This window comes from Qipengyuania sp. HL-TH1 (assembly GCF_036365825.1).
In the GTDB taxonomy this organism is placed as follows: domain Bacteria; phylum Pseudomonadota; class Alphaproteobacteria; order Sphingomonadales; family Sphingomonadaceae; genus Qipengyuania; species Qipengyuania profunda.
Window position 1 is genome coordinate 2,983,113 of record NZ_CP142675.1, and the last position, 23,597, is coordinate 3,006,709.

Below are 23,597 nucleotides of genomic sequence, written 5' to 3' on the forward strand. Positions count from 1 at the left end.
GCAGATGGCGGTTCCTCAGGGACCGCCATTTGTCTTTCACCCGAGTAATGCACCCGCGCGGGGTGCCGCTGGAGGACCCATGTCGATTTCACCGCTGATGCCCGTCTACCCCCGCTGCGCGGGTGCGCCCGGTCAAGGGTGAACATTGCCACCTGATCGACGAAGACGGCACGCGTTATCTCGACTTCGCCAGCGGCATCGCGGTAAATCTACTGGGGCACAGCCATGCCGGGCTGATCGGTGCGATCCAGCGCCAGGCTGAAACGCTGATGCACGTCTCCAACCTCTATGGCAGCCCGCAGGGCGAAGCACTGGCGCAAAGGCTCGTCGACAAGACCTTTGCCGATACGGTGTTCTTTACCAATTCGGGAGCCGAGGCGGTCGAGACCGCGATCAAGACCGCGCGCGCCTATCACCAGCATGCGGATGGCGATGCCAACCGGACCGAGCTGATCACATTCACCAATGCCTTCCACGGGCGCACGATGGCGACGATCAGCGCGTCGAATCAGGAGAAGATGCACCAGGGCTTCCGCCCTTTGCTCGCCGGGTTTCAATATGCCGAATTCGACAATCTCGACCATGCCAAGTCACTGATGAGCGACAAGACCGCCGGCTTCCTGGTCGAACCGATCCAGGGCGAAGGCGGCATCCGTCCTGGCTCCGACGAGTTCATTCACGGCCTGCGCCAGCTCGCCGACGAGAACGACCTCATGCTGGTGTTCGACGAGGTCCAGTGCGGCGTCGCGCGGACGGGTAAGCTCTATGCCTATGAACATTACGGTATCGAACCCGACATCATGGCCAGCGCCAAGGGTATCGGCGGCGGCTTCCCGCTCGGCGCCTGCCTCGCCACCGAAAAGGCGGCGCGCGGCATGGGCTTCGGCTCGCACGGTTCGACCTATGGCGGCAATCCGCTCGCCATGGCCGCGGGCATGGCGGTGATGGAAGCGGTCGCCAATGACGAGTTCCTCGCCGAGGTCACCGAGAAGGGCGAGCGGCTGCGTACGCGGCTCGAGCAGTTCATCGGCAATTATCCCGAACTGTTCGAACTGGTGCGCGGCAAGGGGCTGATGCTGGGCATCAAGATGAAGGTCGAAAGCCGGCCCTTCTTTGTCCACCTGCGCGACAATCACCAGTTGCTGACAGTGGCTGCGGGCGACAATACGCTGCGCGTCCTGCCCCCGCTGGTCGCCGGCGATGCCGAGTTCGACGAGTTCTTCGACAAGCTTTCGGCGGGTGCCGCGAGCTACGATCCGGCCAACTGATCAGGAGCGCGACGATGCGGCATTTCCTCGACCTTTCGGACGCTGGCGGGGATGCGATCGCCGCCATGATCAACGACGCGCAGGATCGCAAGGCGGCGCGCGCGGACTGGCCCAAGGGCAGGGCCGATGCGGATGCTCCGCTGGCGGGCCATGTGCTCGGCATGATTTTCGAGAAGAGTTCGACCCGGACGCGGGTCAGCTTCGATATCGCCATGCGCCAGCTGGGCGGTTCGGCGCTGATTCTTGATTCGGGTACCACCCAGCTGGGCCGCGGTGAAAGCATTGCCGATACTGCGCGGGTGCTCAGCCGGATGGTCGATGCGATCATGCTGCGCACCGACGACCACGAAAAAGCGCTGGAAATGGCACGCCACGCCAGCGTGCCGGTCATCAATGGCCTGACCGATCGTTCGCATCCATGCCAGATCGTCGCCGACCTGCTGACCATGATCGAGCATGGCAAGGCGCTGCCCGGGCTCGAACTCGCGTGGCTGGGCGATGGCAACAATGTACTGCATTCGATTCTCGAAGCGGCCGCGCTGATGAAGTTCAATGTCCGCATCGGCACGCCGCAAGGCTACGAACCCGAAGCCGAATTTGTCGAACTGGCGCGCGCGGCGGGGTCCACCGTCACGCTGACGCAGGATGCGCAGGAAGCAGCTGCGGGGGCCGACATCATCGTCACCGATACCTGGGTCTCGATGGGGCAGGAGCATGTCCACAACAAGCTCGCCGCCATGGCACCGTTCCAGGTTTCTCGCGGATTGATGGCCGCGGCCAAACCGGAAGCGAAGTTCCTGCACTGCCTCCCCGCCCATGTCGGCGACGAAGTGACCGAGGAGGTCTTCGAAGGCGACAGCTCGGTCGTATTCGACGAAGCGGAGAACCGGATACACGCGCAGAAGTCGGTCCTGTTATGGTGTTTCGGTAAAATCTAGGGCGCTTCTCGCGCTCTACCATTTTGCCGAACGCGCCCCATATGGCGGCGATGAACGCTTCTCCCGACATGACCGACGAGACCCACTCGGGCCGCCTGCTGGCCTTCACCATTCCGACGCGCAATGCCCGCGGCCGGTTGGTCCGGCTCGACCACACGCTGGACCAGATCCTCGCCGCGCATGACTATCCGCCGCCGATCACCCATCTGCTTGCCGAAGCGCTGGTGCTTGCGGTGCTGATGGGCGGGCTGGTCAAGGAAGACGGCTCGCAGGTCACGATGCAGGCGCAGACCGAGGCGGGCGCGGTCAGCCTGCTGGTATGCGACTACAAGGGCGGCGAACTGCGCGGCTATGTCGATTTCGACCCGGCCAAGCTTGCCGAACTGGGCGCGAACCCCTCGCTCTTTGCGCTGTTCGGCAAGGGCTATCTCGCGATCACTTTCGACCTTGCCGGCGACCAGGGGCGGTATCAGGGTATCGTCCCGCTCGAAGGGGACAGCCTCGCCGAAGCCTGCGAGCGCTATTTCTACCAGTCCGAGCAGGTGCCCACGCTGATCCGCTGCGCAGTGCGCTCGGACGAAGCAGGCGTGCGGGCGGCAGGGATGCTGGTGCAGCATCTGCCCTCGGGCGAAGAAGGACGCGAACGCCTGCACTCTCAGCTCGACCATCCTGAATGGGAGCATGTCGCGATCCTTGCCGGTTCGCTGCGCCATGACGAATTGCTCGATGACGGACTGTCGCTCGAGGCGATCGCATGGCGCCTGTTCCACGAAGAGGACGAGGTCCGCATTCAGCGTGGCGCCGCGATCGAGCGCGGATGCCGCTGCTCGGTCGAACATTATCGCGACGTGCTTGAGCGGTTCCCCGAAGATCAGCGTATCGACATGCGCGATGAGAACGGGATCGTCCTGGTCGATTGCGCATTCTGTTCCAGGCAGTTCGCCATCGACATCTGACCGGCATGTCGTTGCCATACAACGCCGCGCTGACAATTTCCTGTATTACATCTGCCGTATCGACACCGAATCACGACCGCGACTGGTCTCGCCGATGAAAGGTCACTTTCCCTATGGCTCGCACACGAGCGTTCCTGTTCGCAGCGCTGGCTACGCCGGCTGCACTTCTGGCCGCGCCGGTCGTCGCGCAGGCATCGTTGACGATGCTCGACACGCTCACGCATGGTGGGTGGGAAGTCCGCTCGCGCGATGGCGGGTCGGTGCGCAAGATATGCGTGCGTACCGGACGTGAACTGATTCAGCTGCGCCACCCCGACAGCACCTGCAACCGCTTCGTGGTCGAGAACTCGGCGAATGAGACGACGGTGCAATATACCTGCCGCGGCAATGGCTATGGCCGCACGCATATTCGCAAGGAATCCGACACGCTGGTCCAGATCGACAGCCAGGGCATCGCGGGCGGCAAGCCTTTCCAGTTCACCGCCGAGGCACGCCGGACGGGTGGCTGCGACTAACCGCGCGACTTGCAGGCTACCGCGTTCGCGCATAGCGGACGGGCATGAGCAAAGCCGACACTCCCGGACCCGCCGTTATCCTGCTTTCGGGCGGGCTCGATTCCATGGTCACCGCCGCCATCGCCCGCGAGCGCGGCCATGCCCTGCACGTGCTGACGATCGACTATGGCCAGCGCCATGTCCGCGAACTGGAATCGGCCCGCGGCATCGCAGCCAGGCTCGGGGTGACCCGCCATGTGGAACTGCCGCTCGACCTGCGCCGGTTCGGCGGTTCGGCGCTGACCGACGATATCGATGTGCCCAAGACCGGCGTTGCTGGCGGCGATATCCCGGTGACCTATGTGCCTGCACGCAATCTCGTGTTTCTCGCGCTGACCACCGCCTTTGCGGAAACCGCGGCCTCGCGTGACATCTTCATCGGCGTGAACGCGCTCGACTATTCCGGCTATCCCGATTGCCGACCCGAATTCATCGCCAGCTTTGCCGAAACCGCGCGGCTGGGAACCAAGCAGGGTATCGAGGGGGCACCCTTCGCAATTCATGCGCCGCTCCAGCATATGACCAAGGCGGATATCGCGCGCGAATGCCATCGGCTGGGTCTCGATCCGGCGTGGAGCTGGTCCTGCTACGACCCGACCGCCACGGGACTTGCATGCGGTGCCTGCGATTCCTGTCGCTTGCGGCGAAAAGGCTTTGCCGAGGCGGGCCTTGTCGATACCACCCCCTATTCCAAGGATGCCCCTGAACTGACGGAGTAGGGAATTGAGCCAAGCCAACGACGCCGCCGCGCCGACCGAAGCAGCAACCGGCGTCGGGGCGGACAAGGTCCCGGCATACAGTTGGTATGCCCTCAGCGTCCTGGTCCTGATCTACGTCCTGAATTTTATCGACCGCCAGATCCTCTCGATCCTGGCCAATGACATCAAGGCCGATCTCGGTGTCGAGGATGACTATCTCGGATTCCTTTACGGTACCGCCTTCGCGGTCTTCTACGCGCTCTTCGGGATCCCTTTGGGCCGGCTCGCGGACAGCTGGAAACGCATCCGCCTGATGAGCATCGGCCTGGCGCTGTGGTCGACCATGACCGCGCTGTCCGGCTTCGCGAAGAACGCGACGACGCTGACCGTGGCGCGGATCGGCGTGGGTGTGGGCGAGGCAACCGCCAGCCCTTCGGCCTATTCACTGATCTCGGATTGGTTTCCGGCACGCCTGCGCGCCACTGCCCTCGCGATCTATTCGTCGGGCCTTTATATCGGCGGCGGCATTTCGCTGCTGATCGGCGGCCTGGTGGTCGAGAACTGGAACGCGGCGTACCCCGATGGCGGGCCGCTGGGGCTGGTCGGTTGGCAGGCGGCCTTCCTCTCGGTTGGGCTCCCGGGGCTGGCACTGGCACTTTGGGTGCTGACGCTGCGCGAACCGGTGCGCGGCGCGATCGACGGTCTGATGACGCCCGAGGATCCCGAGCCCTTCCGCGGTTTCTTCCGCGAGCTTTTCCAGGTCATTCCGCCGTTCACCATCTTCGGAGCCGCGGCGCGCGGAACCGGGGCATTGGTATTGAACCTGCTGGGGGCGGCCTTCTTTGCGGCGCTCGCCTGGACCCTGTGGCGCCTGACGGGCGTGTTCGAACAATGGCTGTTCCTGGGGGTCGGTTATTACGCTGTTTTCAGCTGGGCGATGGGCCTGCGCGCACGCGATTTGCCGACCTTCAAGCTGACCTGGGGCTCGCCTGCCTTCCTGTGCATCATTCTTGGCTACGGGACGGTCGCCTTCACCGCCTATGCCGCCTCCTATTGGGGCGCGCCCTATGCCGAGCGCGCGCTGGGCGTGAACAAGACCGATCTGGGGTGGTTCCTCGGCGCCCCTGCGGCAGTCGCCGGCTTCCTCGGCGTGATCCTCGGGGGGCGTATGGCCGACTACCTGCTCGAACGCCGTCCCGCCGGGCGCGTGTGGGTCATCCTGTTCGGGCTGGTTACGCCGCTACCCGCCATGTGGCTGGCCTATACGACCGACGATGTCGTGCTGTTCTATATCGGGGCCTTCCTGGCGCAGATGCTCAGCGCTGCGGCGCTGGGCGCGGCTGCCGCATCGAGCCAGGCGCTGGTGCTGCCGCGTATGCGCGGGCTGGCGACCGCTACCTTCTTCTTGGCGACGACACTCATCGGGCTAGGGCTTGGCCCATTCATGGCCGGCTATGTCTCGGCGACCAATGGCGATGATCTGTCGCTTGGCGTGCTGTCGACGCTGGTTGCCGCTCCGTTCGGTCTGGTCCTGCTCATCGCAGCGCTGAAGCTGGTACCGCAGGCAGCGGCAAGCGTGGTCGAACGCGCTCGTGCGGCAGGCGAGCCGATCTAGACTAGACCGGCTTCAGCACTCCGCAGGCAATCCGGGCACCGGCGTCGCCGGCGGGGTCGGTGCGGTAATCGTCGGCACCTGCGTGAACGACGACAGCCGTGCCGTCGGCGTCGAAAATATCATCGATCACATCGCGGGCGTTCCCGTCCAGAGCGACCTCGGCCGTGCCGGTCCGATTGGCGCCAATGGTCAGATTGGGCATATCGCCCAGATGCTTTCCGCCGGGCGACATCGAGCCATGTGTGGCCATGCCGGGATTGAGGTGGCCCCCAGCGCTGGTGAAGTCGGGGGCAGTGCATGCACCTGTCGTATGCAAGTGGAACCCGTGCTCGCCTTGCGACATGCCGGCTGCGGCGATCGCCACGGAGACGGTCTGGCCATTGCTCAACAATTGGACGGTTCCGGCAGGCAAGCCGTTGGCGAAATACAGCGTTGTTTCGCCAATGCGGTTGCTCGGCAGGTCGTCGACCGTGGTGCAGCCTGCCATGAGCAGGGCGGCGAGCGAAGGCAACAGAAGACGGGATGACATGGCGATCCTTTCGAATTGAACGGCGATCTACTCTAGCCAACGAAAAAGGGGCCGGATTGCTCCGGCCCCTTTCGTGTTTTTGGCGTGTCGCCTCGCTTACATGCCCGAACCCGGACCGTAAGTGATTTCGACGCGACGGTTCTGCAGTTCGCGAACACCGTCGGCAGTCGGAACGCGCGGCTGCGATTCACCGAAGGCTTCGCTGGTGATCCGGGTATCCGGAATACCGCGCGAGCTCAGGTAACCGCGGACCGAAGCGTTACGACGCTCGGCGAGACCCATGTTGTAGGTCGTCGAACCCGAACGGTCGGTGTGACCAGCCAGCATGACTGCGGCAGTGCCGCAGTTGGCGTAGGCCGAAACCGCGTTGTCGAGGATCGTCGCTGCTTCCGGAGTGATGTCCGATTTGTCCCAGTTGAAGAAGACAATGTACGGACCCGTCTCGCAAACCGGCGCCGGCGGCGGCGGGGGCGGAGGCGGCGGGGGAGGCGGCGGCGGCGGCGGGGGCGGAGGCGGCGGCGGAGCAGCCGGCTCACCGAAGTTGTAGGACAACGTACCCATCAGCGAGTGGCTGGTGAAAGTGTCTTCCAGCGAGTTACCGCCCAGATCGACCAGTTCCACGCTTTCCGCGTTGAAGTAACGATAGCGCAGGCCAACGTCGACATTGTCGGTCAGCGGAGCGCGCACGCCAGCGAGAACCTGCCAAGCAAGACCACTGTCCGAATCGTCGATCGACGATGCTAGGTTGGAGTAGGGGGTCACTTCGTAGCTGGTACGAGCAACGCCGACACCGCCACCGACATAGCCCTGCAGGCCGTCGTCAGGACCGAAGTCCAGCAGGCCGTTGAGCATGAACGAAAGCGCGTTAACGTCACCGCTAACATCGTAGAAGCCTGCTGGAGCAACCGAGCCAGGACCGTAGGTCAGGCCAGGCGTACCGACTGTGATGCCATCGACATCGGCTTGGCGATAGCTGACTTCGGCTTCCAGACGGAAACCGCCGAAGTCGTAGCCGACGTAGCCGCCGCCGTCGAAGCCGAAGTCATGGCTGACTTCGTGCGCTTCGGCCGTATCATTGATGTCGAAATCGGCATCTTCGACAAGCATCGAGCCGAATTCGGCGCCGATATACCAGCTGTCGTCTTTTGCCAGGGCAGGCGATGCAAGGGCCGTAGAGGCCATCGCCATTCCTATGACGAATTTCCGCATTATAGTTTCCCCTTTTTGCGAATTGGAGCCACCGAGTGGAACATATCTAACTTTCTACCCCAAAGGTGGCAAGCAAACAATCGCCAGGAACTGTGGTAATAATACCGCCTTTCCCGCACGATGAGAACGAGTTCCGTCGTGTGGACCCCTTCCGTGACAGCCGAACGACAGTGGGGGCCTGCGGTTCCCGTCATTCTGGCGGAATAACCCCAAGTGTTGCAAGCATGCCGATAATGGCGGTGACCGCTGCGCGTGCCTCGGTGTCAATTACGGTCCCGCCCGTGGGTTGGGCGGGCCGCGTCGGAGACTGCCATGATCCAAGAAAGGCCCGGCGCGCTCCGAGCGTGCGGTCGAAGACCTGCATGCCCTCGGTAGGGGCGCAAAAGGTCCATTGTGCGCCGTCCCAGCTGGCCAATGCATGGGCATGGCCTGCCCATTCGTCACTGGCCGGATCGGCGATGACCCAGCTCTCTCCAGGCGCGGGGGATGCCGGTGGTGTGCTGGCCACGCCCTCGACGACGGGATGGAGCAGTGCATCGATCCGCGCGAAAGCTTCGTTGACGAAAAATTCTTTCTGCGCCTGCCCCGCCACCAACATGGGGAGCGCCTGGCGCGGAGTCGTGGTGTCGAAGGCAACGGGCTCGGTCATCGCAATATCCTGTCAGCTGGATGCGGGAATGGGGGTGAGATGGAGCGGGGCCGAGAGCGCGAAGCTGCCCTTTTGCCGGACCCACAATGACTGTCCGGGATGGAGCGAAGAAAGCACGGCGATCTCTGCGGGCGCCAGGTGCAGGTGCGGCGCAGGGGTTGCCCAGAGCCTTTGCGGCTTGTCCGGATCGCCGAGCCCTACCTCATAGGCTTCCGCCTGTTCGACAAGCGGTTGCTCGACTTCGTCGAGCCAGCTCCAGCCGCCGCGCGCACGGCGAGTCCAACTGAGGATCAGGCCACCTTCCGGCGTCGCATGCACTCGTGGTTGGACCGGGAACAGGGGACGCCGGGTCCTGCCCCCGTTCTCGAGCGGCGCGACCACCGGATCGGGATCGGCGGATCCGATGGCGGCCAGTTCGCTCCCTTCGCCCAGGGCGAGCGGGGCAGGCAGTTCGACCAGACGATCATCGAGCAGCGTGACCAGCGTGCCGGGCATATGCCCCGCCAAAGCCTCGATCTCGGTACCGCCGCGGCCGCGCAGCAATCCGGTAAGCTCCCAGACGCCATCGCCGACAGGTTGGGCTTGCGCGAACTGGACGATCTCGCTCCCTACCAGCAGGCGGTTGTCTCCGCGCGCGATAGCGTTGGGCGTGGCAGGTTCGAGTTCGGCCTCGCGATCCTCCAGCGCGACCCGTATCGATGCCGAGCCCTCGAACCGCAAACTCGGGCTGGCCCCAAGTGATACGACCAAGCTTCCGCTCACGGCGCGAACGGGGCCGCTCTCCGTCAGCGGGACGAGCGCATTGCCCGCAAGCTCATACAGCGCGGCGCCGGACCAGCGCCCGGTCGGCGCGCCGACCGCGGCGAACCGCTGGATCGATCCGCTCGCCCCGCTACCGTCCCAGGGAAGTTCGAACACGCGCAGGCTGGTGCCGACCGCAAGCCGGTCACGCGGCGCCCATGCCGTCCCGGCATCGGCCGTGCGGTTGGCTCCGTTCGGAAGGACATGGCGAATCAGCTCGAGCTCGACCCCGCCTTCGCGCCATTCCCAACCGGATATCTGCCACAGGCCCGAAAGGCCGGGAGCGCGTACGATGCTGCCCGGGCCAAGCTCGGGATCGATTTCGCTCATCCGCCAGGAGAGTGTTTCACCGCGCTGTTGCTCGCGGCTGGCGGCTTGGACGAGCAGCGACTGCGCATGGCTTGCCGACAGGCTGCCCGGAAACTCGAGCACTTGGCTTGCCGCTCCCGGCTCCGTCCCACCTGCCCGCTGCAGCCCGGGCTGATAGTCACGCGAGGGATCGTAATAGCGCAAGGCCGTCAGTCTGCTTCCAGCTGGCGAGCTGCGCGCGAGCGCGGTGCCGTCCTCCTGGCCGAAATCGCCTCCCTCCCATGCGATTGCCGGCGGCAGCGTCGGAATTTCGCCTTCGGGTGCCGCGATACCATCAAGGCGGACCTGCCCGCCGCGCGAAATCGCTGCGAGCGGTCTGAGCCGGTCGACCAGCGTCAGCACCGCAGCCGGAGTGCCGCCCTCGTGCACGAAGCCCTCGAGCGCGGGAAAGGCCGCTTGCCGGCTCTCCATGCCATGCCGCCCGGCGATTTCCCTGACCATATGCGCGGCGGTGCCCGCAAAAACTTCGAAGCTGAGCGCGGGGATGCGGTTGCCGAAATCCTCGAGCGCGAGATCCTCGAACACCACATAGGCACAGCCGCGATGGGCGGGGCATTGCGGGCCGACATCAGCGGCCATCAGCGGATCGGGCCGCTGGTCTCCATGCCCGGTATAGGTGCGCAGCGTGCCGCCGGTCTTGAGATCGCCTCCGCGACCGCGCAGCAAATTGCCATCGGCCCAGATCCGCCCGATCCGGTCGATCGGACGGCTCGATAGCGCCACGGCGAGCGAAATCGAATAGCTGTAGGTCGTCGTCTTCGGCTTGCCCTTGCCGCCGCCGCTGCGTTCACGCTGCTCCTTGAGATCGGTCGCCCAGATGATCGTGCCGGGCGCGCGCACCTTGCCGTAAAGCGCGGGGATCGGCCGGCCGTAGCTCGAGGTACTGACGGCGAGCTCTTTCAGCCGCGGGCCTTCGCGGCGTGGCGAACCGATGATCATCGAATCGAGCCCGTGGCCAAGCGTGGCGCCGATCGCACCGCCCAGCGGTCCGCCGACCAGCGTGCCGATCGCTCCGAGTACTAGCGTTGCCATATCTGCTCCGGATCGGGATCGAGCCGCCACTGCGCCAGCGGCGGCTGAGGGGATGGGAAATGCTGGATGACGACGCGCCGCAGCCCGGCATGCGCATGGACGAAGCGCGTGTCGCCGAGCGCGATCAGCAGGTGGTGCTGCGCGGGTCCGGGCTGCATCAGCAGGACATCGCCCCGCCGGACGGGGTCGGCACAGCTGCGCAAACCATTGCGCGCGGCGAAGCCCAGCCACGGCGCGATATCGGTGTTGCGAAGCCGGTAACCTTGCGGATAGCGCACGCTCCTTCCGCAATCCTCCAGCGCCCGCCCGACAAGTCCGAGGCAATCGAGCCCCGTCGCAGGCTCGCGCCCGTGTAGCCGGAACGGTACTCCCACCAGTGCCTGGGCGGCACTGGCAAGATCGGCGCCACGCGCGCTCACCGCGCGACCGGATATTGCGCGAGCATGTCATTGCCGGGGAGGAAGGGTTCGCCGCGGAAGTTGACTGCATTGCCGAAACGCGATGTGCAGGTGGCGATGGTCCGGTCGCAGCCCTCGCGCAGCCGGACGCGCAGGCCCACAGGCAGCTCCGGCTCGATGCGCTCGGCAAGCGTTAGCGTGTCGCCCACCGCGTCGATAATCTGGGCCGAAAGACCGGTCGCGGGTCCGTCGAGCCAGCGCAGTTCGCCGTATCGATAGGGCCACGTCTCCGCCAGATCGACGCGCAGCGAATTGGTATCGGCATCGCCCGCGACAACCCGTACGCGAGTTTCGAAGGCAACCGGGTTGAGGCCGCAGCCGGGCCCGCAGAAATGCGCCCGGCACGAGGGGCTCGAGAGGGGGATCGTATCCCCGGCCAACCGCGCCTTGGCCGAGACGAGCTCGGCCTTGAAACCCGCGCCTTCGCGCCTCACGCTCGCGATCGAGCCGACGTAGAGCGTGGCGCTCGCGCAGGTTTCCCAATCGACGATCCCGCTTTCCACGCGCGCGCCGTCGAAGCGCTCGCTGGCAAGATCCTCTGCGCGCACCGAAGCATGGCTGAGCGCGCCTGCGACATCGCCGGGATCGTCCTCGAAGCCGGCGGTGCGGCGGATGGCCGAGGGCAGCATGCCCGGCGCGGCGCAGTGGCGGATGCCGCCAAACCACAGATCGCGATCATGCGTGGTAAAACCCAGCGTTACCCCGTCGCGGCGATAGATGCGCCACCAGGTCGCGGCGGTTTCGAGCTCATTGGCGAAAAATATCCTGCTCATGCGGCCTCGCGCACTTCGATCAGCGGGACCGAAGGCGCTTCTCCCGCGGCGAAGGAGAGGCCGCTGACATCCAGCCGGTCCTCGGCAAAGCGCACCGGCACATCGAACAGGAAACCCGCGGTGATCGCTGCGCCATCGGGCGGGGCGGTGTCGAAGACGATCCAGCCCCCGTGCTCCAGGGTCCAGTCGGCGGTTTCGACACCCTCGACCGCGACGCGGATGCTGCCCCTTTCAGTGCGCGTGATCGGGCGTTGCTGCGCGCCATAGTGTTTGACCAGGCGGAAGCGGCTGGCCGCGCCATCGCCAGTGCCGAGCAATTGGTCGGTCGCAGCCGGTATGCCGGTCATCGCGTTCGAGCTGAAATCGAACGGATCGCGCAGCCGGAACCCGCGTGCCGGGCCGTAGCGCGCGCGGAAGAAGGCGATCAGCGTGCCCAGCTCTGCCTCGGAGCGGATACCGGGGCCGACATCGTAGCGCATGCGCGCATCGGACCACAGCGCATTGCGATGCTCATAGCCCGATGCGGTGACTGCGACCGAGGTTGAAAACTCCGGGCTCGCCGCGGCATCGCGGCCAAGTGCAAGGGGATAGGCGACATCGTCGAAGGGGATCATCTCGTCGTCTCCGGGAGGCAGGCGGGTGTAACCATCGCGCGCGACCTGCGGCAGCGCCCAGACGAAGCGCTGCGACACGCCGCGCGCTCGCGCCTCATCGAGCGCATGGTCGATCAGCGACCAGAACTCCTCGCTATCTTCGGGGGCGAGCACGAAACCTGAGAAATAGTCGGTCGCAGCAGCCGGATAGGCCAGGTGCCGGTCGACGAAGGCATGCGCCCGGCGCCGCGCGGCCTCGGCACCTGCCGTCAGCCAGTCGTAATCTTCCAGCTGCAGGCGGTCGAAGGCGGGGTATCGCCAGCCGGTGGGCATATTGGCGCGCCAGGCCTCGGGGGTGGCCGGATCGAGGACGGTCGGCGTGAAGGTCAGCAGTAAAATCTCGGCCTGCCCGTCCGCCGCGTCGCGCACCGCATCGGCCAGTGCCAGCGTCGAATCCGCCAGCACTTGTCCCGCCGCATCGAGCAGCGCGACCTGCGCCGGGTCGAGCGGGCCGCGCAAGGACGCGATCGTCACCGGGTCGCCCCCCAGCGCAGCCTTCGCGCTGGCGTCGTAGAGACAGGGGGCACCGGTCGCGGGAACGGTCCACCACCATGGCTCGCCGATCTGGAACAGCACCGGCAATGCCGCGTCCTGCGCGATGGTGACGAAGGCGCGCGCGACCTGCTGCAGATAGGCCATCGCGCCGCCATGCGCGGGCGACAGCAGTGTCGAAGGCGGCACCCAGCCGGTCAGGGCTGGCGATCCATCGGGCGCGCGCTGCTTCCAGTCGTTCCAGCAATGCGCATCGAACAATTCGTAGGATAGCGACCAGATCAGGTCGAAACCGTGCTCGCGCGCGGCGGCGGCATAGGCGCGGTGCCAAGCCTCGCAAGGGGCGTTGAGCACACCGCCGGCAAGGCTGACGTAATGCGCGCCGCCCAGCGGCTCGAGCCGGAAATAATGGCTCATCCCGACATAGTGGACGATCCGCCCGCGATAGCCGAGGCCCTCGATATTGCGCAGCAGGCGCGCGGGCGTCTGGTTGAAGCTGTCATCATAGGCGGTGGCGATCTGCTCGCCATGCGCAGGGATCAGGACATCGCCGATTTCGAGCGAGGCATTCTCTCCCTCGCAGGAGAGCGCGGTCAGCTCCGCCCAGCCATCGATCGGTGCGGAAAGCACCGCCTCGCTGCCCTCGATATAGCCTTGCGGGACAAGGCTGATGAACATGCGGTCGATATCGGCGGGATGAACTGCCTCGCCGGGCAGGCCATAGCCCGATTGCAGCGAAGAAAAGGGCAATTCGATCTGCGCATCGCTGGGTGCGCCGCTGGCATAGTTCCACAGGCGGACATACCAGGCCCGCGGCTGGCCTGCGGCATCGCGGCCTTCGATCGTCAGCGTCGGTCCATGCGGCACATCGAGCGCCAGCACCCCGCCGCTGCGCCAGCGAAAGCGCAGTACGCAATGGGCGTAATCGCGGTGCGTTTCATAGGCGAGCAGCGGATGGTCGAGCCGGTCTTCGCTCTCCCAGATCAGTCCCGCCAGTTCGCCTTCGTGGAAGAATGTGCAATCCACGCGCAGCGCATCGGGCGCGGTGGTGACCACGCTGGCCATCATCGGGCGCGGGAAATTGATCGTCCAGAAGCGCGGGTCGAAGCGCTGAATATAGTCGGAATGCTGCCCCTTGCGGTCGCGGGCAAGCCAGAATGACATGGCGGGTCTCCTAGACCGAGAGCGCGCGCCGTACCGCGCTCGCGACCTGGCGCGAGGAGCGCTGGAGCGCGACGGGGACGGCAGTGCCACGCGGGGCGGCCAGGTTGATCGCGACGCGGACGTCGGGCCGGGCCTGGCCGTGTGGAACGCTGGCTTCCACCCGGCCGGCGCTGGCCGGGACGAACAGTTCGGGGCCGCGTTCGCCGACGAGATAGGGCCGCTCGGGCGCGACCAGCCCGCCGGTGGCGCGGCCGGGCAGGCCGAACAAGGCGCCCAGCGCCCCGCCGACCAGATTGCCAAGTCCGTCGCCGCCGCCGCTTCCGCCGAACAGCGAATCGAGCCCGAGGCGGAGCGCCTGCGCCGCGATCTGATCGAGCACGCCGGCGGCGACGCGTTGCAGGTCGTCGAAGCCAAGACTGCCTTGGCGGATTGCCGAAAGCAGCCCGCGTTCGAGTACCTTGCCCGCGCGTTCGAACCCGCCCAGCACAGTGGTGTCGAACTCGCTGCGCATCGCGCGCATGTCGGCGGCAAAACCCTGCGTATCAGCGCGCACTGCGACGATCAGCTCGTCGATTTCGTCATCCATGGGCATCTCGTTCGATCAGCGCCGCGATTTCGGCGCGCGTGGGAGAGGTGTCGGCGGAAAGGGGCGGGGCAAGGCTGGCGGCGAGTTCGGAGGGCGTCGCGGCCCAGAACACCGGCGGCGTCCAGCGCATATGCGCCGCCGCCAGCGCTGCCAGCCGGACGGCCTGCGCTGCGAAAGTCGTGCTCATCCCGACCCTTTGAGGATTTCGCCGAGGAGCGCACGCAGCGGCGCGGCCGAGGCGGCGAGGCCCCGGTCGAGCACCGCCTGCCCCACCTCCGCGCGGGTCAGCTCGCCGCGATCGGCAAGGCAATGCCAGAACAGGCCGGCGATCTCGGCCAGCCGGAGCTGGCCTTCGCCCGCGCGGTCGACCAGTGCGAACAGCGAACCCAGCTCCTCCTCCGCGCGCACCAGCGCGTCGAAGCTCGGGCGCAGCAAATGCGCCTCGCCGGCGATGGTCAGTGTGGCTTCGCCGCGAACCGGATTGCTCATGCGGGGACCACCTCGCCCGAGCTTTCGAGCTGCAGCGCATAGGTCCGCTCGCCATTGAAATCCCCGGCGTAGTCGAGCCGCTGGACAAGGAACTGGCCCCGCATCTTGGCGCCGTCCTCGAAGCTCAGCTCGTAATTGGCGAGCGTACCGGCAAGCGCATGGCCGCGTACGCTGCCCTCGGCATCCGAGCCGAGGAAGATGCCCGAGGCCGAGACCGAGACCGAGCGCGTTCCCGCGCCCGACAGCAGGTCACGCCAGCCGCCGCTCTGCTTGTGCGTCACCACCACCGTATCGCCATTGACGGTCATCTGCGTGGTCCGCAGGCCGGCGACGGTTTCGTAGGCGATGGGCGAATTGCCATCGCCGATCTTGAGGAGGAAGGCGGCACCTTTTTGGGCGGTCATGTCGGGTTACTCCGTTTCGAGAAGCGAGAAGCGATATTCGAGCAGCACCGCGCGCAGGCCGCGGCGGCGGCGTTCGACGCGGCTGCGCAGGAACTGGGTGACGACGATCCGGTACCCCTCCTGCTGCGGGGCGAGCGTGGCGATGCGCTGCTCCACCCGCAGCGCGAGGGCCGCGGTCTGCGCAGGATCGTCGCTGCGTCCGACCAGCTCGAGCGCAAGGCGGATTTCGCGGCCGCGTGCGGTCTTGGTCGACCAGTCGGCAGCGGCGCTGGCGACGAGCGCGAGATGCGGCGGGCTGGCGGCGACCGGTCCGGCCTCCTCGATCGAATTGAGCATGTCGGCGAGGAGGGGATCGGCGCGGAGCCAGGCGACGAGCGCGGTGCGAAAGGCGATTTCCATCAGCGCTCTCCCCGGCCGAACAGCGGCCACAGCTGCCGCGCGCGGTGCCATTGGCCGCCAAATCCGCGGTGGGCCTGGAGATGTGCTTCGGCGCGCGCGGCGGCGAGCAGGGCGGCGCGCTGCGACAGGCGCTGCGCGAGCGCGGCAAAGCTCACAGCCGCACCATGCGATAGGGGCGCCACAGCGCGGCGATCGCGCTCGGCAACCGCTCTGCAGGGCCTTCGTCCCGCTCGCGATATTGATGCGCGGCGAAGCGCACGATGCCGTGACGCAGCGCGGGGTCGAGCTCGGCCCATTCCGCCGCCTCGCTGCCGGTGAACTGGAGGCACACTTGCCACGCGCTTTCGAGCAGGCGGAGCAGCAGCGCATCCTCGCCCGTGGTGCTGATCGCCAGCCACTGCTTGAGCTCGGCCAGCGGCTGGCCGGACGGGTCTGTCGGCATGGGGGGTCCTTCTCTGGCGTAGGGTGGAAGCCTTGCGGGAAACGAAAGGCAGGCGGGGCCAGGGGAAAGCCCCGCCTGCCAGCTGCTAGTCTTCGATCTTCAGCAGCTTGATCGCATTGCCATCGAGCACCTGGCCGCCGACGCGCTTGGTGGCGTAGAAGTGGACGAAGGGCTTGTTGGTGAAGGGATCGCGCAGCACCTGCGTCGCGCTGCGTTCGGCGATCAGATAGCCGTGGCGGAAATTGCCGAAGGCGATCGGGAAAGTGCCCGCGCCGATATCGGGCATGTCTTCGGCCTCGACCACCGGATAGCCGAGCAGGCGGTCGGGCTGGCCCTCGACCAGCCCCGGCTGCCAGACGAAGGCGCCGTCGGAGGTCTTGAGCTTGCGCACTTCGGCGAGCGTGGCCGAATTCATCACGAAGCTCGCCCCCTGCCGGTGGCCCGCCTTGAGCGTGTGGACCAGGTCGATCAGCCGCGTATCTGCCGTACTGCCCAGCCCGTCCGACGCGCCCGAGCCCAGATATTGCAGCGTCCCGAAGGCGCGCGCGTCATCCGCCGTGGTCGCGGTGGGGGCGGCAAGGAAGCCGCGGGGCTGGTTGGTGCCCGAACCGCCGATAAAGGCGGCCCCCTCGGCGCGGGCGAATTCCAGCGCAATCTCGCTCGCGAGCCAGTTCTCGAGATCGAAGCCGGCATCGTCGAGCATCGCCTGGCTGGCCGCCGGGTTGGCATAGAGTTCGCCCGTGGGCGGCGCGATCTCGGCGAATTCCGGCGTGTCGGTCTCGGGACGCGCGGTGGTTTCGCTGACCCAGCCGCTGGCGGTGCCGCCGGTGGTCACCAGCTTGCGATAGCCCGCGCTGCCCGTCTGCACGACCTGCGCAATGGCGCGGATCGGGCTGATCGCGGTCAGTTCGCGGGCGATCGCCGCGTCGATCTGGCGCGGCACGGCATAGCCGCCATCGGCGGGGACGCCGGTCGTGAGCGACTTGATCTCGGTGGTCGATCCGCGGCGCAGATAGCCATCGACAAAGCCTTTCACTTCGGGCGCGGGCTCATCGGTGGATCCGATTGCCGGGCGCGCCGCGGCGCGGCCGATCTTATCGACGCGCGCTTTCACCTCGTCGACATCGCTACGCACCGAGGCGACATCGGCCTCGGTCTTGTCCTGGCGCGCTACGATATCGAAGCTGGCTTCGGCGGGATCGTGGGGAGTGGTATCCATAAGAGTCCTCTTTCTTCAGGGCACAAAAAAGCCGCCCGGAAGGCGGCGAGGGGTGTGGGCTTGAGCGTTGGGGCCGGTCAGGCGGTGAGGTGGATCCTCGCCTGCGGCTGCAGCGGGTGCGTGACCACGCTGACCTCGAACAGGTCGATTTCGGCCAGCTCGCGGCCGCCCGGCGTCTGGCGAAAGCGGCGGGCGCGGTAGCCGAAGCTGAGTCCGCTCACCGCATGCGTTCGCAGCAGCGTGGCGGCGCGGCCCTGCGGCTGGTCGATCCGGGCGATGATCCGCAGTCCGCGCGCATCCTCTGCCGCGGTCTCGACCCAGCCGATGCGCTGGTCGCTGCGGTGCTGCCAATAGAGCGGGTAGGGGTCATCGCGCTCATCGAGGGTGCGCGTGAAGGCACCGCGGCGGATCGTGTCGCGCGCGCCATCGGGTAGGTCGAACAGCGCGGCATAGCCCGCAATCCGCAGGCTCACGAGAGCATGTCCGCGGCGCCAAGCCGGACCGCGATGCCGACCAGCAGCAGCGCGAGCACCCCGCGCACCAGCCACTCGATGGCCGCCTTCCACGCGCTCGCCTTGGCGTCGCGCCAGGCCGAGAGCAGTTCGCGCAATTCGCCAAGGTCGTCCTGCGCTCCCGGATCGGCGAGGCCGAGCCGGTCGAGCACCCGGCTCGCGCCCAGCTCGCTCGCTTCCTCGACCACCGCGCGCAGGGTGATCAGCTCGCCCCCCTCGGTGCGGGCCTGCGCGATCAGCCGCGCGAGCATGTCTTCTCTGGTCATGGCTTTCCTATCGCTTTGCAATCGGGCAGAAAGCGCCGATGCGGGTCTTCAAATCGGGGTGTCTCTGGATCGTGGGCCTCATGGCCGCGGGGGTGCTCGCCTATGCGGGCTATCTCTATTCGATCGATTTTCTCGCGGCCGATGACTGCGCAGATGCGGGCGGCAGTTTCCACTTCGATCGGGGCGAGTGCAGCTTCACCGAGAATTACACAGGCGAAGTTCCGCCCCTATGGCCGTTCTAGCCCGAGCATTGCGCGTTTCTCCGCGGTGCTCAGGAAGTCGGCGCTGCTGACCTGCGCCCACAACCGCTCGCGGTCTTCGGCAAGCGCGGGGACGCGGTCGAGATCGACGCTAGCGCCATCGGCGAACCAGTCGCTCAGCCCCTCGTGCAGCCCATCGAGGATCTTGCCCGCCAGCGGCAGCAGCGTGAGGCGCCACAGCGCGCGGTTGGCCTCGCGGTAATTGGCATAGGTGTTGTCGCCCGGCAGGCCGAGCAGCATCGGCGGCACGCCGAAGGCCAACGCAATGTCGCGCGCGGCCGCGGCCTTCAGCGTGGCGAAATCCATATCGGCGGGGCTGAGGCTCATCGCCTTCCAGTCGAGCCCGCCCTCGAGCAGCATCGGCCGCCCCGCATTGCCATGCCCCTGGAAGGCCGCCTGCAATTCGCTCTTCAGCCGGTCGAACTGTTCGGCGCTCAGCGCGCCGCCGTCTTCACCGGCATAGACCAGCGCGCCGCTGGGCCGCGCCGCATTGGCGAGCAGCGCGCGGTTCCATTCGCTCGCCGCATTGTGCACCGCCACCGCGGGGGCGGCAGCGGCCAGACAGCCCGCGCCATAATGGTCGTCGGTCGGGTGGAAGCCGCGCAGGTGGATGATGTTGGGCCAGCCGTGCTCGTCCTCCAGCGCGATCGTCAGCGTGCGATCGGCGAGCACATAGCGATAGGCGGTCGGCCAGCCGTCCTCGCCCGCGACCACCTGCACGCGCTCGGGCCGGAGCGGGAACAGCTCGACCGGCACGCCCGCGCCATCGCGGATCAGCTGGACATAGGCATTGCCATGGAGCGCGAGCTGCGCGGCGAGCACTTCGAGCAGCGGCTGCGAACCGCAGGACCGGGCGAGCAGCCCCGCCAGTCGGTCGTCCTCGCAGGCGACCGGCGCACTGCCGACCCCCTCGGCGACGATCCGCACGCTGCGCTGCGCGACCGGATTGGCGAGATCGGCCTCGGCCACCTCGCGCGCATAATCGAAGGGACTGCGCCCCAGCGGCCCGCCATCGAAAGCGGCCGCCCCGGGGCTGATGAAGCCGCGCGCAACCGGCACGCGCGATCCGCCCCCGCCCTTGAAGGCGGAGACGAGACTGGTGAGGAAGGACATGGATTTCTCCAGCTGAAATGTCGGTGGGAAGCACGGGCCCGGACCGGGGGCCGGGGTAACGGGAATTCAGGAACCTGCTCTTCTATTCGTCGGCCCGGGCTTGACCCGGGCCGGTGCTGCCTTCTTGAATGGCTACATGGATTGCGAACCGCTCGGTGGCTGGGTTTACATCATGGCCAACCGCTATCGCGGCGCACTCTATGTCGGCGTGACGAGCGCGCTTGCTACCCGCGTCAGTCAGCACCGCGAGGGCACCGGTTCGGATTATTGCGCCCGACGCAGCCTGACCCGGCTGGTCTGGGCGGAGCGCGGCGACACGATCGAAGACTGCATCGCGCATGAGAAGCGCCTGAAGCGCTGGCGCCGGGAATGGAAATTCGCGCTGATCGAAAAGGCGAATCCGGATTGGGACGACCTCTACGACGTCATTCTTTGACGATGAGAAGCACCAGCCCCGGATCAGGTCCGGGGCGACGGCGAGGGTGTACCCATCCCGTCATTCGTCGGCCCGGACCTGATCCGGGCCAGTGCTGCTTCTCATATCTGCCAAACCCGCGGCTCCTGACGCCGACCCAGCATCAATTCGCTCAGCGCCCACACCAGCGCATCGGCGCGATCGGGTGACCTGCCCGGACCTTCATAACCGCCACCCACCATCAATCCGCACAGCTGGTCTTCGATCTGCGCGAACAGTCCCGTGTGCCGCACCCGGCCCGCTTCGTAGAGCGCGGCGACGGGTTCGGCGCGCGCAACTTTGCCTCTGGAGGCGTGGACCAGCTTGAGCGGCAGCGCGAGACCGGCGGCGCGCAGCACGCTGGCGACCATCTGCCCGCCCTGATTGGCCTCGGCCACCACGCGGTCGGCATTCCAGCCGCGTGCGGCTTCGGCCACCGCGCGCGCCCAGCGTTCGGGGCTGGCCTTCGCGACCGAGCAATCGGCGAGCACTTGCGCGATGCCGCCTGCATCCAGCCCGCAGACCACGATGCCGCACTCGTCGCCGCGGTCGCTGGCGGGCGGATCGACCCCGACCACCACGCGCTGAAGCGGATCGCCGGCCCGGTCGTCGCGGCAGGCTTCGAGCAGCGCCCGCGTCCACAGTGCGCCTTCGACATCTTCGAGTAGCACACCGTCGAGCTCCTGCCGCCCCAGCGCGGTATGGCCATAGCGCTCACGAATCGTGGCGACGAAATGCGGCGGCAGATTGGCCGCGTTTTCATAGGTCGTCCCGCGGCTGATATGCGCCAGCCCGCGGGTTTCCTCGCCCACCAGCCGCCGTACCAGAGCGGTGGCGCGCGGAGTGGTGGTGGCCACCACCTTGGGGTGCAGGCCCAGCCGCAGCCCCATCGCCAGATTGTCCCATGCCGCTTCGGCCTTGCCCGACACCCCCGGCCATTTGCCGATCTCGTCGCACCAGGCATGGCTGTGCTGCGGGCCGCGCAGGCTTTCGGGCTCGGCGGCCGAATAGAGAAAGGCCATCGCCCCATTGGGCCAGGTCAGCCGCTTGAGCGAGGGTTCGTAGAACGGCCGGTAGTTCGGCGGACAGATCGCCAGCACCCCGCTTTCGCCTTCGACCATCACGCTGCGCGCTTCGCCAAGCGAGGCGGCAACCAGCGCGATCCGCGCATCGGGATCGAGGATGGCGGATTCGCGCACCCATTCGGCGCCGGTGCGGGTCTTGCCGAAGCCGCGCCCGGCGCAGATCACCCAGCAATTCCAGGCGCCGCGCGGCGCGCGGACTGTGCCTCGCGCCGCCAGAGCGGCCAGTCATGCCGGATCAGCGTACGTTCGCGCTCCTCCAGCTGCGCTATGAGCCCGGTCTTGGTCCGGTCGTCCTGTTTGCGCAGCCAGTCGAGAAACCCGTCACCCAGCATCGGCGGGGTCAACCGGATCGGTTTCGTCCTCGGCCAGCGCCGCCTGCAACGCCAATTCGTTCTGGCGCATGGCTTCCAGCTTGGCGTTGAGCGAGGCGAGCACGCTGGCCTCGTCCGAATTTTCGAGCTGGGTCCGCTCGCGCGCCACCGTCTCGCGGTGCAGCGTCAGCAGGCGCAGCGCATTGGCGATGTCGAATCTGGGCCCATCGGCGGGCACGCCTTCGCGCAGGCGCCGCAGCGTTTCGAGTTCAAGATGCTCATATCCTTCGAGCAGCGCGGCATACCATTTGCGCGCGAATGCAGCATCCTCGCGGCGCACCTTGTAGGCGCGGGCGGGGTTCACTCCGGCAAAGTCAGCGGCGGCGGTCACATTGGACGTCTCGGCCAGATGGTCGAGAAAGAAACCGCGCCAGTGGCGGTCGAGCTTGCCGTTTTCGCCGCGCCGATAGGCGGCGGCGATCTTGGTCCGCTTGGTGCGGACCTTGGCCGCCTTCGGCATGATGAGTTCCTCCGATTGGGCGCAGCGCAAAACGACAAGGGGCGGCCCGTCGAAGGCCGCCCCGTTCCGGCCCGCTGGCCGGTGAATCACACTATCGCGATGTTCCTTGTATGTACCCAAACAGCGTGACGATGTCAATAGAAAAGAACCAAATAGGTTATTCGGTCGCGCTTGCCTACGCTGCGGAGCTCGCCTAATCCCGCCGCATCACGCGATGCCAGGGATTCCCCCAATACCATGATCATGAAACCGCTGCGCGGGTTGTACAATTGGACCATGGCCAAGGCCTCGCACCCGCATGCGGTGTGGTGGCTGGCGCTGTTCAGCTTCGTCGAATCCTCCTTTTTCCCGATCCCGCCGCACCCGCTGCTCGGACTGATGTGCCTCGCCGAACCGAAAAAGGCGGTGAAGTTCGCGCTGGTCTGCACGCTGGCATCGGTCGCGGGCGCGCTGCTCGGCTATGCGATCGGCTGGGGGCTGTACGACACGGTGGGCGTCTGGCTGATCGGCGCGCTGGGGCTGGCCGAGGCATTCCCGATCGCCGCCTGCCATCTGCGCGAATATGATTTCGAAGCGATCCTGATTGCGGGCGCGACGCCCGTACCGTTCAAGCTGCTGACGATCACTGCCGGTTTCATCGGCATGAACCTCGTCACCTTCGTGCTCGCCAGCCTGTTTGCCCGCGCGCTGATCTTCATGACCGTGGGCATTCTGTTCCGCGTGTTCGGCGCGCCGATCAAACGCGTGATCGACGAATATCTCGGCACGGTGACCACGATCTTCGTGCTGCTGGTGGTCGGCGGCGTGATCGCGCTGACGCAGCTGGGCGGAGGCGAAGGCGAAGACGGCGGACCCTGCGCGCAGGCGACCGAGGTGGTCCCGGCCGCCTGAGCACGTTGCCGGTCAGCCCTCGAAGGCGGTTTCCAGCGTAATTTCGGCGTTGAGCAGCTTCGAGATCGGGCAGGTGGCCTTGGCATCGGCCGCCAGTTCCTCGAATTTCGCTTGGTCGAGCCCGGGGACCTTGGCCTTGGTCGACAGGGCAGAGCGGGTGACGGCGAAACCATCATCGCCCTTTTCCAGCGTCACCTTGGCCTCGGTTTCGACCGAACCGTCTGTATGGCCGGCCTCGGCCAGCTTGAACGACAGCGCCATGGTGAAGCAGCTGGCATGCGCCGCCGCGATCAGCTCTTCGGGATTGGTACCCGCCGCATCCTCGAACCGGGTCTGGAAGCCATAGGGCTGGTCTTTCAGCGCGCCCGATTGCGTGCTGACATGCCCCTTGCCGTCCTTGCCCAGCCCCTCGTAGCGCGCGCTGCCTGAATTGGTCGTCTTCATGGTGGAATCTCCTTTCCACCATGGGACGCCTCATCGGGTCAGTT

General features: G+C 66.6%; 30 protein-coding genes and 1 pseudogene. 9 read left to right on the forward strand and 22 right to left on the reverse strand.

Annotated features, from left to right (window positions below; translation table 11 throughout):
• Positions 1–79: 79 nt before the first annotated feature.
• The 6 genes and pseudogenes from VWN43_RS15225 to VWN43_RS15250 all read left to right on the forward strand — a co-directional run bounded on the left by VWN43_RS15225 (position 80) and on the right by VWN43_RS15250 (position 6,029).
• Positions 80–1,268 (forward strand): annotated as a pseudogene (locus tag VWN43_RS15225) (acetylornithine transaminase).
• Between the two features lie 14 nt (positions 1,269–1,282).
• Positions 1,283–2,206 carry an ornithine carbamoyltransferase gene (gene argF, locus VWN43_RS15230; RefSeq protein WP_320181153.1) on the forward strand — a complete coding sequence of 308 codons (924 nt, stop codon included), beginning with the start codon at positions 1,283–1,285 and terminating at the stop codon, positions 2,204–2,206.
• 50 nt (positions 2,207–2,256) lie between these two features.
• Positions 2,257–3,162: an Hsp33 family molecular chaperone HslO gene (gene hslO / locus VWN43_RS15235; protein WP_320181152.1), complete on the forward strand. Its 906-nt coding sequence runs from the start codon at positions 2,257–2,259 to the stop codon at positions 3,160–3,162.
• A 113-nt stretch (positions 3,163–3,275) separates the two neighbouring features.
• Positions 3,276–3,677, forward strand: a complete 402-nt coding sequence (locus tag VWN43_RS15240) for a hypothetical protein (protein ID WP_320181151.1) — start codon at positions 3,276–3,278, stop codon at positions 3,675–3,677.
• A gap of 44 nt (positions 3,678–3,721) precedes the next feature.
• Positions 3,722–4,435 (forward strand): 7-cyano-7-deazaguanine synthase QueC, encoded by a 714-nt coding sequence (queC, locus tag VWN43_RS15245; RefSeq protein ID WP_320181150.1) that lies wholly within the window; start codon positions 3,722–3,724, stop codon positions 4,433–4,435.
• A gap of 4 nt (positions 4,436–4,439) precedes the next feature.
• Positions 4,440–6,029 (forward strand): MFS transporter, encoded by a 1,590-nt coding sequence (locus VWN43_RS15250; protein ID WP_320181149.1) that lies wholly within the window; start codon positions 4,440–4,442, stop codon positions 6,027–6,029.
• Between the two features lies 1 nt (position 6,030).
• On the opposite strand, the gene VWN43_RS15255 is transcribed toward VWN43_RS15250, so the two are convergent.
• The 17 genes from VWN43_RS15255 to VWN43_RS15335 all read right to left on the reverse strand — a co-directional run bounded on the left by VWN43_RS15255 (position 6,031) and on the right by VWN43_RS15335 (position 18,475).
• The gene (locus tag VWN43_RS15255; protein ID WP_320181148.1) at positions 6,031–6,558 is read right to left on the reverse strand and encodes a superoxide dismutase family protein; all 528 of its coding nucleotides are present in this window, start codon (positions 6,556–6,558) and stop codon (positions 6,031–6,033) included.
• A 96-nt stretch (positions 6,559–6,654) separates the two neighbouring features.
• The gene (locus tag VWN43_RS15260; protein WP_320181147.1) at positions 6,655–7,767 is read right to left on the reverse strand and encodes an OmpA family protein; all 1,113 of its coding nucleotides are present in this window, start codon (positions 7,765–7,767) and stop codon (positions 6,655–6,657) included.
• A gap of 190 nt (positions 7,768–7,957) precedes the next feature.
• Positions 7,958–8,416 (reverse strand): DUF2793 domain-containing protein, encoded by a 459-nt coding sequence (locus tag VWN43_RS15265; RefSeq protein ID WP_320181146.1) that lies wholly within the window; start codon positions 8,414–8,416, stop codon positions 7,958–7,960.
• A 12-nt stretch (positions 8,417–8,428) separates the two neighbouring features.
• A complete protein-coding gene (locus tag VWN43_RS15270; RefSeq protein WP_320181145.1) occupies positions 8,429–10,618 on the reverse strand; it encodes a phage tail protein in 2,190 nt (729 codons plus the stop codon).
• Positions 10,606–11,037 carry an NlpC/P60 family protein gene (locus tag VWN43_RS15275; RefSeq protein WP_330767687.1) on the reverse strand — a complete coding sequence of 144 codons (432 nt, stop codon included), beginning with the start codon at positions 11,035–11,037 and terminating at the stop codon, positions 10,606–10,608. Before VWN43_RS15275 ends, VWN43_RS15270 begins: the two co-directional genes overlap by 13 nt.
• Complete coding sequence (locus VWN43_RS15280) at positions 11,034–11,849, reverse strand: DUF2163 domain-containing protein (RefSeq protein WP_320181143.1); 816 nt, start codon at positions 11,847–11,849, stop codon at positions 11,034–11,036. Before VWN43_RS15280 ends, VWN43_RS15275 begins: the two co-directional genes overlap by 4 nt.
• Positions 11,846–14,158 (reverse strand): DUF2460 domain-containing protein, encoded by a 2,313-nt coding sequence (locus VWN43_RS15285; protein WP_320181142.1) that lies wholly within the window; start codon positions 14,156–14,158, stop codon positions 11,846–11,848. The genes VWN43_RS15280 and VWN43_RS15285 overlap by 4 nt, the downstream gene beginning before the upstream one ends.
• Before the next feature lie 10 nt (positions 14,159–14,168).
• On the reverse strand, positions 14,169–14,744 hold the full coding sequence (locus tag VWN43_RS15290; RefSeq protein ID WP_320181141.1) for a tail tape measure protein: 576 nt from the start codon (positions 14,742–14,744) through the stop codon (positions 14,169–14,171).
• Entirely contained in the window at positions 14,737–14,931 is a 195-nt protein-coding gene (locus tag VWN43_RS15295; RefSeq protein WP_320181140.1) for a phage tail assembly chaperone, read from the reverse strand. Before VWN43_RS15295 ends, VWN43_RS15290 begins: the two co-directional genes overlap by 8 nt.
• Positions 14,928–15,233 carry a gene transfer agent family protein gene (locus tag VWN43_RS15300; RefSeq protein WP_253520592.1) on the reverse strand — a complete coding sequence of 102 codons (306 nt, stop codon included), beginning with the start codon at positions 15,231–15,233 and terminating at the stop codon, positions 14,928–14,930. Before VWN43_RS15300 ends, VWN43_RS15295 begins: the two co-directional genes overlap by 4 nt.
• Positions 15,230–15,637: a phage major tail protein, TP901-1 family gene (locus VWN43_RS15305; RefSeq protein WP_253520590.1), complete on the reverse strand. Its 408-nt coding sequence runs from the start codon at positions 15,635–15,637 to the stop codon at positions 15,230–15,232. The genes VWN43_RS15300 and VWN43_RS15305 overlap by 4 nt, the downstream gene beginning before the upstream one ends.
• A gap of 6 nt (positions 15,638–15,643) precedes the next feature.
• Positions 15,644–16,036, reverse strand: a complete 393-nt coding sequence (gp17, locus tag VWN43_RS15310; RefSeq protein WP_320181139.1) for a tail completion protein gp17 — start codon at positions 16,034–16,036, stop codon at positions 15,644–15,646.
• The gene (locus VWN43_RS15315; RefSeq protein WP_320181138.1) at positions 16,036–16,191 is read right to left on the reverse strand and encodes a hypothetical protein; all 156 of its coding nucleotides are present in this window, start codon (positions 16,189–16,191) and stop codon (positions 16,036–16,038) included. The genes gp17 and VWN43_RS15315 overlap by 1 nt, the downstream gene beginning before the upstream one ends.
• Positions 16,188–16,478 (reverse strand): head-tail connector protein, encoded by a 291-nt coding sequence (locus VWN43_RS15320; RefSeq protein WP_320181137.1) that lies wholly within the window; start codon positions 16,476–16,478, stop codon positions 16,188–16,190. The genes VWN43_RS15315 and VWN43_RS15320 overlap by 4 nt, the downstream gene beginning before the upstream one ends.
• Before the next feature lie 85 nt (positions 16,479–16,563).
• The gene (locus tag VWN43_RS15325) at positions 16,564–17,697 is read right to left on the reverse strand and encodes a phage major capsid protein (RefSeq protein WP_320181136.1); all 1,134 of its coding nucleotides are present in this window, start codon (positions 17,695–17,697) and stop codon (positions 16,564–16,566) included.
• Between the two features lie 77 nt (positions 17,698–17,774).
• Positions 17,775–18,164 carry an HK97 family phage prohead protease gene (locus VWN43_RS15330; RefSeq protein ID WP_253523042.1) on the reverse strand — a complete coding sequence of 130 codons (390 nt, stop codon included), beginning with the start codon at positions 18,162–18,164 and terminating at the stop codon, positions 17,775–17,777.
• Positions 18,165–18,166: 2 nt separating this feature from the next.
• Positions 18,167–18,475: a DUF6127 family protein gene (locus tag VWN43_RS15335; protein WP_320181135.1), complete on the reverse strand. Its 309-nt coding sequence runs from the start codon at positions 18,473–18,475 to the stop codon at positions 18,167–18,169.
• A 38-nt stretch (positions 18,476–18,513) separates the two neighbouring features.
• Here VWN43_RS15335 and VWN43_RS15340 point away from each other — a divergent pair, with 38 nt between their 5' ends.
• Entirely contained in the window at positions 18,514–18,717 is a 204-nt protein-coding gene (locus tag VWN43_RS15340) for a hypothetical protein (RefSeq protein ID WP_320181134.1), read from the forward strand.
• Here VWN43_RS15340 and VWN43_RS15345 read toward each other — a convergent pair.
• A complete protein-coding gene (locus tag VWN43_RS15345; protein WP_320181133.1) occupies positions 18,703–19,848 on the reverse strand; it encodes a phage portal protein in 1,146 nt (381 codons plus the stop codon). The genes VWN43_RS15340 and VWN43_RS15345 overlap by 15 nt on opposite strands.
• 136 nt (positions 19,849–19,984) lie before the next feature.
• Here VWN43_RS15345 and VWN43_RS15350 point away from each other — a divergent pair, with 136 nt between their 5' ends.
• Complete coding sequence (locus VWN43_RS15350) at positions 19,985–20,284, forward strand: GIY-YIG nuclease family protein (RefSeq protein ID WP_320181132.1); 300 nt, start codon at positions 19,985–19,987, stop codon at positions 20,282–20,284.
• Between the two features lie 101 nt (positions 20,285–20,385).
• Here the strand turns inward: VWN43_RS15350 and VWN43_RS15355 are convergent, their stop codons facing one another.
• The 3 genes from VWN43_RS15355 to VWN43_RS15360 are packed head-to-tail and all read right to left on the reverse strand — an operon-like array spanning position 20,386 to position 22,218.
• Complete coding sequence (locus tag VWN43_RS15355) at positions 20,386–21,552, reverse strand: DNA-packaging protein (RefSeq protein ID WP_420493556.1); 1,167 nt, start codon at positions 21,550–21,552, stop codon at positions 20,386–20,388.
• Complete coding sequence (locus VWN43_RS16365; RefSeq protein WP_420493557.1) at positions 21,549–21,731, reverse strand: hypothetical protein; 183 nt, start codon at positions 21,729–21,731, stop codon at positions 21,549–21,551. Before VWN43_RS16365 ends, VWN43_RS15355 begins: the two co-directional genes overlap by 4 nt.
• Positions 21,709–22,218 (reverse strand): hypothetical protein, encoded by a 510-nt coding sequence (locus tag VWN43_RS15360; protein WP_320181130.1) that lies wholly within the window; start codon positions 22,216–22,218, stop codon positions 21,709–21,711. The genes VWN43_RS16365 and VWN43_RS15360 overlap by 23 nt, the downstream gene beginning before the upstream one ends.
• Positions 22,219–22,455: 237 nt before the next feature.
• On the opposite strand from VWN43_RS15360, the gene VWN43_RS15365 reads away from it, so the two are divergent.
• Positions 22,456–23,109 (forward strand): YqaA family protein, encoded by a 654-nt coding sequence (locus tag VWN43_RS15365; RefSeq protein ID WP_320181129.1) that lies wholly within the window; start codon positions 22,456–22,458, stop codon positions 23,107–23,109.
• A gap of 12 nt (positions 23,110–23,121) precedes the next feature.
• On the opposite strand, the gene VWN43_RS15370 is transcribed toward VWN43_RS15365, so the two are convergent.
• Complete coding sequence (locus VWN43_RS15370) at positions 23,122–23,553, reverse strand: OsmC family protein (protein WP_320181128.1); 432 nt, start codon at positions 23,551–23,553, stop codon at positions 23,122–23,124.
• Positions 23,554–23,597 lie beyond the last annotated feature (44 nt).